Source organism: Pantoea sp. sgz302252 (assembly GCF_047713085.1).
Classification (GTDB): domain Bacteria; phylum Pseudomonadota; class Gammaproteobacteria; order Enterobacterales; family Enterobacteriaceae; genus Scandinavium.
The window spans coordinates 65,098-74,049 of sequence record NZ_JBLFJW010000027.1 but is presented as its reverse complement, the minus strand read 5'-3'; the positions used below and the strand labels follow the sequence as shown (position 1 = coordinate 74,049).

The following is an 8,952-nucleotide window of genomic DNA, read 5'->3' as shown; positions in this document are numbered from 1 at the left end:
AGCGCGGTGGTCCCACCTGACCCCATGCCGAACTCAGAAGTGAAACGCCGTAGCGCCGATGGTAGTGTGGGGTCTCCCCATGTGAGAGTAGGGAACTGCCAGGCATCAAATTGAAAAACCTGAACAGCCTTCGGGGCAGTTCACTACTCGATGAGAGTAGGACAAAAGCGAATGCTTTTGAATGTTGCAAAGCAACAGCCCGAAGGGTGAGTCACAAAGTGACTCATAAACTGCCAGGCATCAAATTAAGAACGCAGTCACAGTAATGCTGTGAAGGGTTCGACAGTTAAAGCAGTAAGCCGGGGTGACAACCGGTAGCAGTAAGACAGTATTCGGTGGAGCGGTAGTTCAGTCGGTTAGAATACCTGCCTGTCACGCAGGGGGTCGCGGGTTCGAGTCCCGTCCGTTCCGCCACTTATTTAAATGTTAAGCCTGCTTTGTTGCGGGCTTAATCGTAAGCGTGATTTAGGGGCGTAGCTCAGTTGGTAGAGCACCGGTCTCCAAAACCGGGTGTCGCGAGTTCGAGTCTCTCCGCCCCTGCCATATTAAGAATCCTTTGCTTCGGCAAAGGATTTTTTTTCGTCTGTCGTTTACCAAACTGGCAGGCAACTCCTGCCAGAATACGCCACGTCAGGTTATTCCAACACCGTTGTTTTCAGGATCTCGCGGGTCTGAACTTGCTTATCGCTGTTTTGCAGCCAGATTGCATACAGCGGCCTGGAAAGAGTGGCGCTGTCAGACACGGTATGAAGGCCACCTCTCTCTTTTGCCCAGTTCATGGGCAACCAGGTACATCCCTCTAAAGGTTTGAGCTGTTGGCGAGCCAGTTCAGCCGAGCTGGTTGTGAGCACAGGGATATCGTCTGAAGCAATTAACCCTGTCTCATGTTGTTGAAAATCAGGGCCCCATTCCAGACGAAGATAGTTCAGGTCTGCTTTCGTTTGTGAGGGGGCGGCACAGTAAAGGGCGAGCGTAAAGTGCCCCAATAACTGACTGCTGAATTCATCCATTTTGGGCGCTTCAGTGGTGATCAGAAGATCCAGTTGGCGCTCGTGAAGTTGTTTTACTAACGACTGCCGCTGCGCGATCCTGGCCTCAAACTGAAGTGTGCCGTGCAAAGGGTAAAGTCGCCCCAGCCAGCTATTCAGCATGCACTCCCACAGCGACGCACTGGCACCAATAGAAAACTCATTATGCCGTGATGTGCTGGCCACTTCCTTACGGGCCGTTTGCCAGGTGTTCATCAGTGTTTCGGCGTAGGGAAGAAGTTTCTCACCTGCCGGCGTAAGTCGGATGTTATTACGATGGCGGGTGAATAAATTTACGCCAAGCTGGTTCTCAAGCTGACGAATACGAAAGCTGACAGCCGACTGCGTCAGGTACAAAGCCTCTGCTGCGCGGCCGAAGTGACGAGTACGGCTCACTTCGAGGAAAGTTTTTAGCAATTCCGTATCCACAACCTTCTCCACAAAATTATTTGTCGTGTTGATTTAAATGTTTTGTTTGACGCTCTGTCAAGCGTAACTAATACTCCGCGCCATAAATAGCTCAGCCAAAGAATCAGGAGCGTGTAGGATGGCGGAAAGCTTTACGACGACTAATCGTTTTTTCGACAATAAAAATTATCCGCGTGGATTCTCTCGTCATGGTGATTTCACCATTAAAGAAGCCCAACTGCTGGAACGTCACGGTTATGCGTTTAATGAGCTGGATCTGGGTAAACGTGAGCCTGCAACCGAAGACGAAAAACAGTTTGTGGCGGTATGCCGCGGTGAACGTGAGCCAGTAACAGAAATTGAGCGTGTGTGGATTAAGTACATGGCACGCATCAAGCGTCCGAAGCGTTTTCATACGCTGTCGGGCGGGAAACCGCAGGCTGAAGGTGCAGAAGACTACACCGAAAGCGATGATTGATGAGAAAGGGGCGAAAGCCCTTTGAGACTGATGACAAACCTCTAACGAATGAAGTTTTGTCATGGGTGGCAGAACAAAAAATAAGGAAAATCAATTCATTGATTTTCGGCAGCTCACCACAAAGAAGGAAAAACCACGCTTTTTCCTTCTTTGTCAGCAATCTGAAAGGGGCGAAAGCCCCTTTTTTACGCCATCATTTTCTGTAAATGAATAAGCAGCCTTTCGATAGCGCGATAGCCAAGCGCTTCCTGAAGATGTTCTCTTTTGATGTGCTCACTTTCCGCAAGATCGGCGATGGTGCGTGACACCTTAATCAGCCGTTGCCAGGCGCGGATAGAAAGCCCCATTTTAGTTAAAGCCTGTTCCAGCCAGCTTGCATCCTCGTCCCGTAGTGCACACCTGAGCCTGATTTCGTTACTTTCCAGCAGTGCGTTGAGTTTACCTTGTCGCATGAACTGCCTGTGTTGAGCCGCAACGACACGTTGTTTGATAAGTTGACTGCTTTCACCTGATTCTGGCGGTTGAGTCAGTAGCCCTGGGGGCGGCAGTGGGATTTCAAGAGACAGATCGAAGCGATCGAGAAAAGGACCGGAAAGTCTTCCCAGATAGCGCAGAACCTGATCAGGTGAACTGCGATTATGATTGCCCTGGTAGTGCCCGGTGGGACTAGGATTCATTGCCGCTATCAGTTGAAAGCGGGCGGGATAGGTAATTTTGGCTCGCGTTCGTGAGATGTGAATTTGCCCTGATTCGATCGGCTCACGCAGTGCGTCCAGCACGCGGCGCTCAAATTCAGGCAGTTCATCGAGGAACAGAATGCCGTTATGCGCTAAAGATATTTCCCCGGGGGCGGGAATAGAACCTCCGCCAACCATTGCCGTCAGTGATGCACTGTGATGAGGCGAGCGGAATGGCCGCTTACGCCACTGTTTTTGCATATGGGTTGCATTGACCAGGCTGAATATAGCCGCACTCTCCAGGGCCTCCTGCGTGCTCAGGGAAGGTAATATGCCGGGTAAACGGCTGGCCAGCATGGTTTTTCCTGTCCCAGGCGGGCCGATAAGCAGCAGATTGTGTCCACCCGCAGCGGTTATCTCTAGCGCTCTCTTTCCTTGCTGCTGCCCCAGCACGTCGCTGATATCTGCGTCCTGAAATTCTTCTGTCTCAGGTTCTGCCTGTGGATGCTCTAATTCAAACCGCCCCTCAAGAAAAGCACAAACCTCCTGAAGATGGTTGGCAATAAAACAGTCTGTTCCGCCAATCAGCCCGACCTCAGCGGAATTCTCCGCGGCCAGCACAATCTGCCGGCCAGCCTTATGCGACTCCATGGCACCAGAAATAGCGCCTGTTACCCCACGTAAGGCACCTGTAAGCGCCAGTTCGCCGATTAGCTCATATTGACTCAACTTATTGGTTTGAAGCTGCTCAGAGGCCGCCAGAAGCGCGATAGCGATAGGCAAATCATATCGCCCACCCTCTTTTGGCAAGTCTGCAGGGGCCAGGTTGATGGTGATTTTCTTTGCCGGAAATTCATAGCCGCTGTTGATGATTGCACTTCTGACCCGATCCCTGGCCTCTTTCACTGTGGTTTCCGGCAGCCCGACCATCGTTAAACCGGGCAGCCCGTTACTGATATGCACTTCTACGGTGATAAGCGGAGCATGCACCCCTAACGCTGCACGCGTGTATACAATCGACAATGCCATAGTGTCTCCTTTCACCGGCAGTATCCCGCATTGCCCTTCTTCAACAATGCGCTCATTGCGCACGTTGCGATCCTTTTCCATGAAATATTGCGATTTTTGCAGCTAATTGCGGAAAGTTAGAAGCCAGATCGAAAATTTATTTAAGGTGTGTGAAGGGATTAAAGGGTGAAAAGTTTTCATCTCGATTATTTCTTATAAAAAACAATCATTTTTATCGAAATTGTTAGCATAGTCATGAAGTGGGTCATAAAAAAATCTTGTGTTTGTCTTCGTGTCTGTGGTAACTCTTTAGGTATTCCTTCGAACAAGAAGCCAGAAAGTACAGAAAATGAAAGCCCTTCTACGAGTGATTAGCCTGGTCGTGATTAGCGTGGTGGTGATTATTATCCCACCGTGCGGGGCTGCACTTGGACGAGGAAAGGCTTAAGAATCAAGCCTTAACGAACTAAGACCCCCGCACCGAAAGGTCCGGGGGTTTTTTTATGACTCAGAATCAGCAAAGCGGAGCAGAGTATGATGAGTAGCATAAAATTCTGTTTCTCGCGATTAGCGGCGGGGATGTAACTATGAATGGGGCTCAGTGGGTGGTACATGCGTTGCGAGCGCAGGGAGTCGAGACCGTATTCGGCTATCCGGGTGGCGCAATTATGCCGATTTACGATGCGTTGTATGACGGCGGCGTGGAACACCTACTGTGTCGCCACGAGCAAGGCGCAGCGATGGCGGCGATCGGTTTCGCCCGGGCAACCGGAAAAACCGGGGTCTGCATGGCGACTTCAGGGCCAGGAGCCACCAACCTGATAACCGGTCTTGCTGATGCGCTGCTCGATTCGGTGCCGGTGGTTGCCATCACCGGGCAGGTCGCCTCACCGTTTATCGGTACCGATGCTTTCCAGGAAGTTGATGTGTTGGGCTTATCGTTGGCCTGCACTAAGCACAGCTTTCTGGTTCAGTCACTGGAAGAGCTGCCGCGAGTCATGGCTGAAGCGTTTGAGATAGCAAATTCAGGCCGCCCCGGCCCCGTTTTGGTTGATATCCCGAAAGATATTCAGGTCGCCAGCGCCGATCTGGAACCGCATTTCTCCACCGTCGAAGATGAAAACAATTTCCCGCACGCCGACGTTGCTCAGGCTCGTCAGATGATCGCCCAGGCCAGTAAGCCAATGCTGTATGTCGGCGGTGGCGTAGGAATGGCACAGGCTGTTCCGGCATTACGTGAGTTTATTGCCGTCACGCAGATGCCTGTTACCTGCACGCTGAAAGGGCTCGGCGCCGTAGAGGCAGATTACCCGTACTATCTGGCGATGCTCGGCATGCACGGAACCAAGGCGGCGAATCTCGCCGTTCAGGAATGCGATTTGCTGATAGCCGTCGGCGCTCGTTTTGACGATCGCGTGACCGGCAAACTGAACACATTTGCTCCACACGCCAAAGTCATTCACATGGATATCGATCTGGCGGAGCTGAATAAACTGCGTCAGGCCCATGTCGGTTTGCAGGGGGAGTTAAACGCCCTGTTACCTGCCCTGCAACAGACGCTGGATATCAATGACTGGCGCCAGCATGCAGCAGATTTACGGGCAGAGTATGAATGGCATTACGACCATCCTGGCGAAGCCATTTACGCGCCGCTGTTGCTCAAACAGCTCTCCGATCGCAAACCGGCAGACAGTGTTGTCACCACCGACGTCGGTCAGCACCAAATGTGGTCGGCGCAGCACATGACTTACACTCGCCCGGAAAACTTCATCACTTCCAGCGGCCTTGGCACGATGGGTTTCGGCTTGCCAGCTGCCGTAGGTGCGCAGGTGGCGCGCCCGGAAGACACCGTTATCTGTATCTCCGGTGACGGCTCTTTCATGATGAACGTGCAGGAGCTTGGCACCGTGAAACGCAAGCAGCTGCCGGTGAAAATCGTTCTGCTGGATAACCAGCGCTTAGGGATGGTTCGTCAGTGGCAACAGCTCTTTTTCCAGGAGCGTTACAGCGAAACCACGCTCACCGATAACCCCGATTTCCTCATGCTGGCCAATGCATTTGGCATCCCTGGCCAGCACATCACCCGTAAAGACCAGGTTGAAGCGGCGCTCGATACTCTGCTGAACAGCAAAGGGCCTTACCTGCTTCATGTCTCAATCGACGAACTTGAAAACGTCTGGCCACTGGTTCCCCCGGGCGCCAGTAATGCTGAAATGCTGGAGAAATTATCATGATGCACCATCAGGTCGCCGTGCAGGCCCGCTTCAACCCTGAAACGTTAGAACGTGTTTTGCGTGTGGTACGCCATCGTGGTTTCCAGATTTGTGCCATGAATATGGAAACGGGCAGTGACGCGCAGAACATAAATATCGAATTGACCGTTGCCAGTCTTCGCCCTGTCGAATTACTGTTTAGCCAGTTAAGCAAACTGGTGGATGTTGCTCACGTCGACATCCAGCAACGAAAAACATCATCACAACAAATCCGCGCCTGAGCGCAAAAGGAAGAACAATGACGACGAAAAAAGCTGATTACATCTGGTTCAACGGTGAGATGGTTCCGTGGGGTGAGGCGAAGGTACACGTGATGTCTCACGCGCTGCACTACGGCACTTCCGTGTTCGAAGGCATCCGCTGCTACGACTCTCACAAAGGCCCGGTGGTGTTCCGTCATCGTGAACACATGCAGCGTTTGCATGACTCAGCCAAAATCTACCGTTTCCCGGTTTCCCAGAGCGTTGATGAACTGATGGAAGCCTGCCGTGCGGTTATCCGCAAAAACAGCCTGACCAGCGCTTACATCCGTCCTCTGGTATTTGTTGGCGATGTTGGTATGGGCGTGAACCCGCCCGCGGGCTACACCACCGACGTTATCATCGCGGCGTTCCCGTGGGGCGCATACCTCGGCGCAGAAGCGCTGGATCAGGGCATTGACGCGATGGTCTCCTCCTGGAATCGCGTAGCACCCAACACCATCCCAACGGCCGCAAAAGCCGGGGGTAACTATCTCTCCTCATTGCTGGTAGGCAGCGAAGCACGTCGTCATGGTTATCAGGAAGGGATTGCGCTGGATGTGAACGGCTATATCTCCGAAGGAGCGGGAGAAAACCTGTTTGAAGTGAAAGATGGCATTCTGTTCACTCCACCATTCACCTCTTCCGCACTGCCGGGTATCACCCGTGATGCCATCATCAAGCTGGCGAAAGACCTCAACATCGAAGTCCGTGAGCAGGTTCTGTCGCGCGAATCCCTCTACCTGGCAGATGAAGTGTTCATGTCCGGTACCGCGGCAGAAATTACCCCGGTTCGCAGCGTTGATGGCATTCAGGTCGGTGAAGGCCGCTGTGGCCCGGTTACCAAACGCATTCAGCAAGCCTTCTTTGGCCTCTTCACCGGGGAAACCGAAGACAAGTACGGCTGGCTGGATCAGGTTAATCCATAAGCATAAATTCGGGACGGCACGCACCGTCCCGCTAAACAGTCAGACGGGAGTAAACAGAGCATGCCTAAGTACCGTTCCGCCACTACCACCCACGGCCGAAATATGGCGGGTGCCCGCGCGCTGTGGCGTGCCACCGGAATGACCGATGCCGATTTCGGCAAACCGATTATTGCCGTCGTGAACTCGTTTACCCAGTTCGTGCCGGGTCACGTCCATCTGCGCGACCTGGGTAAACTGGTTGCAGAGCAAATCGAAGCCGCCGGTGGCGTCGCGAAAGAGTTCAACACCATCGCCGTTGATGACGGTATCGCGATGGGCCACGGGGGCATGTTGTATTCGCTGCCATCGCGTGAACTGATCGCTGATTCCGTGGAGTACATGGTCAACGCACACTGCGCCGACGCCATGGTGTGTATCTCCAACTGCGACAAAATCACCCCGGGGATGCTGATGGCCTCTCTGCGCCTCAACATTCCGGTTATCTTCGTTTCCGGCGGCCCGATGGAAGCCGGGAAAACTAAACTCTCCGATCAAATCATCAAGCTGGATCTGGTTGACGCGATGATTCAGGGCGCTGACCCAAAAGTCTCCGACGAGCAAAGCGATCAGATTGAACGTTCCGCGTGCCCGACCTGTGGCTCCTGTTCCGGGATGTTCACCGCCAACTCGATGAACTGCCTGACCGAAGCGCTGGGCCTGTCTCAGCCAGGAAACGGCTCTCTGCTGGCAACTCACTCCGATCGTAAACAGCTGTTCCTCAATGCCGGCACGCGCATCGTAGAACTGACCAAGCGTTACTACGAGCAGGATGATGCCAGCGCACTGCCACGCAATATCGCCAACAAGTCCGCGTTTGAAAACGCCATGACGCTGGATATCGCGATGGGCGGTTCTACCAACACCGTTCTGCACCTGCTGGCGGCAGCGCAGGAAGCTGAAATCGACTTCACCATGAGCGACATCGACAAGCTTTCCCGCAAGGTTCCGCAGCTTTGTAAGGTTGCGCCAAGCACGCAGAAATATCACATGGAAGACGTTCACCGTGCAGGTGGCGTGCTCGGTATTCTGGGCGAACTGGATCGTGCCGGGCTGCTGAACCGCGACGTGAAAAACGTGCTGGGTCTGTCTCTGCCACAAACGCTCGACCAGTACGACGTGATGCTGACCAAAGACGATGCAGTGAAAAGCATGTTTCGTGCTGGCCCGGCTGGGATTCGTACCACTCAGGCATTCTCGCAGAGCTGCCGTTGGGACACGCTGGATGATGACCGTGCCGAAGGCTGTATCCGCTCTCTGGAAAATGCCTACAGCAAAGACGGCGGCCTGGCTGTGCTGTACGGTAACTTCGCGGAAAACGGTTGTATCGTTAAAACCGCCGGTGTGGATGACAGCATCCTGAAATTTACCGGCCCGGCAAAAGTGTACGAAAGCCAGGACGATGCCGTTGAAGCCATTCTTGGCGGCAAAGTTGTCGCGGGCGACGTGGTCGTGATTCGTTACGAAGGGCCGAAAGGCGGGCCTGGCATGCAGGAAATGCTTTATCCAACCACCTTCCTGAAATCCATGGGCCTCGGTAAAGCCTGTGCGCTGGTCACGGATGGACGCTTCTCTGGCGGGACATCCGGTCTTTCCATCGGCCACGTTTCTCCGGAAGCGGCCAGTGGCGGCAACATCGCCATCATTGAAGACGGCGACCTGATCGACATCGACATCCCGAACCGCGGCATCCAGTTGAAACTGAGCGACCAGGAAATTGCTGCGCGTCGCGAAGCCCAGGAAGCCCGGGGTGACAAAGCCTGGACGCCACGCGATCGTCAACGCGAGGTTTCTTTTGCGCTGCGCGCTTATGCCAGCCTCGCGACCAGTGCCGATAAAGGCGCAGTACGCGACAAATCTAAGCTCGGGGGTTAAT

The 8,952-nt window shown here is 53.5% G+C and carries 8 protein-coding genes, 2 tRNA genes and 1 rRNA gene; 9 read left to right on the top strand and 2 right to left on the bottom strand.

Features of this window, described 5'->3' with window-relative positions; all coding sequences use genetic code 11:
* The 3 genes from rrf to ACLW56_RS18795 form a co-directional block, all read left to right on the top strand.
* Positions 1-104 (top strand): 5S ribosomal RNA (gene rrf, locus ACLW56_RS18805); the annotation flags it as partial.
* A 233-nt stretch (positions 105-337) separates the two neighbouring features.
* Positions 338-414, top strand: a tRNA-Asp gene (locus ACLW56_RS18800).
* A gap of 53 nt (positions 415-467) precedes the next feature.
* A tRNA-Trp gene (locus ACLW56_RS18795) sits at positions 468-543 on the top strand.
* Positions 544-635: 92 nt separating this feature from the next.
* On the opposite strand, the gene hdfR is transcribed toward ACLW56_RS18795, so the two are convergent.
* Positions 636-1,469, bottom strand: a complete 834-nt coding sequence (hdfR, locus tag ACLW56_RS18790; RefSeq protein WP_330985245.1) for an HTH-type transcriptional regulator HdfR — start codon at positions 1,467-1,469, stop codon at positions 636-638.
* A 106-nt stretch (positions 1,470-1,575) separates the two neighbouring features.
* Here hdfR and ACLW56_RS18785 point away from each other — a divergent pair, with 106 nt between their 5' ends.
* Positions 1,576-1,914: a DUF413 domain-containing protein gene (locus ACLW56_RS18785; RefSeq protein WP_330985244.1), complete on the top strand. Its 339-nt coding sequence runs from the start codon at positions 1,576-1,578 to the stop codon at positions 1,912-1,914.
* A 185-nt stretch (positions 1,915-2,099) separates the two neighbouring features.
* Here ACLW56_RS18785 and ACLW56_RS18780 read toward each other — a convergent pair whose 3' ends face one another.
* The gene (locus ACLW56_RS18780; protein WP_330985247.1) at positions 2,100-3,620 is read right to left on the bottom strand and encodes a YifB family Mg chelatase-like AAA ATPase; all 1,521 of its coding nucleotides are present in this window, start codon (positions 3,618-3,620) and stop codon (positions 2,100-2,102) included.
* Positions 3,621-3,948: 328 nt separating this feature from the next.
* Here ACLW56_RS18780 and ilvL point away from each other — a divergent pair, with 328 nt between their 5' ends.
* The 5 genes from ilvL (at position 3,949) to ilvD (ending at position 8,951) form a co-directional block, all read left to right on the top strand.
* On the top strand, positions 3,949-4,047 hold the full coding sequence (gene ilvL / locus ACLW56_RS18775) for an ilv operon leader peptide (RefSeq protein ID WP_015966468.1): 99 nt from the start codon (positions 3,949-3,951) through the stop codon (positions 4,045-4,047).
* Positions 4,048-4,186: 139 nt separating this feature from the next.
* Positions 4,187-5,833, top strand: coding sequence for an acetolactate synthase 2 catalytic subunit (gene ilvG, locus ACLW56_RS18770; protein WP_330985243.1), 1,647 nt, complete (start codon positions 4,187-4,189; stop codon positions 5,831-5,833).
* Positions 5,830-6,093, top strand: a complete 264-nt coding sequence (gene ilvM / locus ACLW56_RS18765) for an acetolactate synthase 2 small subunit (protein ID WP_330985242.1) — start codon at positions 5,830-5,832, stop codon at positions 6,091-6,093. Before ilvG ends, ilvM begins: the two co-directional genes overlap by 4 nt.
* Before the next feature lie 17 nt (positions 6,094-6,110).
* Positions 6,111-7,040 carry a branched-chain amino acid transaminase gene (locus ACLW56_RS18760; RefSeq protein WP_330985241.1) on the top strand — a complete coding sequence of 310 codons (930 nt, stop codon included), beginning with the start codon at positions 6,111-6,113 and terminating at the stop codon, positions 7,038-7,040.
* A gap of 60 nt (positions 7,041-7,100) precedes the next feature.
* Entirely contained in the window at positions 7,101-8,951 is a 1,851-nt protein-coding gene (gene ilvD, locus ACLW56_RS18755; RefSeq protein ID WP_330985240.1) for a dihydroxy-acid dehydratase, read from the top strand.
* The last annotated feature ends 1 nt before the right edge of the window (position 8,952 follow it).

What these genes read in the sequence shown, in the direction of transcription:
- ACLW56_RS18785 (WP_330985244.1), top strand. Translation starts at nt 1,576, where the DNA reads ATGGCGGAAAGCTTTACGACGACTAATCGTTTTTTCGACAATAAAAAT.
- ACLW56_RS18780 (WP_330985247.1), bottom strand. Translation starts at nt 3,620, where the DNA reads ATGGCATTGTCGATTGTATACACGCGTGCAGCGTTAGGGGTGCATGCT.
- ilvL (WP_015966468.1), top strand. Translation starts at nt 3,949, where the DNA reads ATGAAAGCCCTTCTACGAGTGATTAGCCTGGTCGTGATTAGCGTGGTG.
- ilvG (WP_330985243.1), top strand. Translation starts at nt 4,187, where the DNA reads ATGAATGGGGCTCAGTGGGTGGTACATGCGTTGCGAGCGCAGGGAGTC.
- ilvM (WP_330985242.1), top strand. Translation starts at nt 5,830, where the DNA reads ATGATGCACCATCAGGTCGCCGTGCAGGCCCGCTTCAACCCTGAAACG.
- ACLW56_RS18760 (WP_330985241.1), top strand. Translation starts at nt 6,111, where the DNA reads ATGACGACGAAAAAAGCTGATTACATCTGGTTCAACGGTGAGATGGTT.
- ilvD (WP_330985240.1), top strand. Translation starts at nt 7,101, where the DNA reads ATGCCTAAGTACCGTTCCGCCACTACCACCCACGGCCGAAATATGGCG.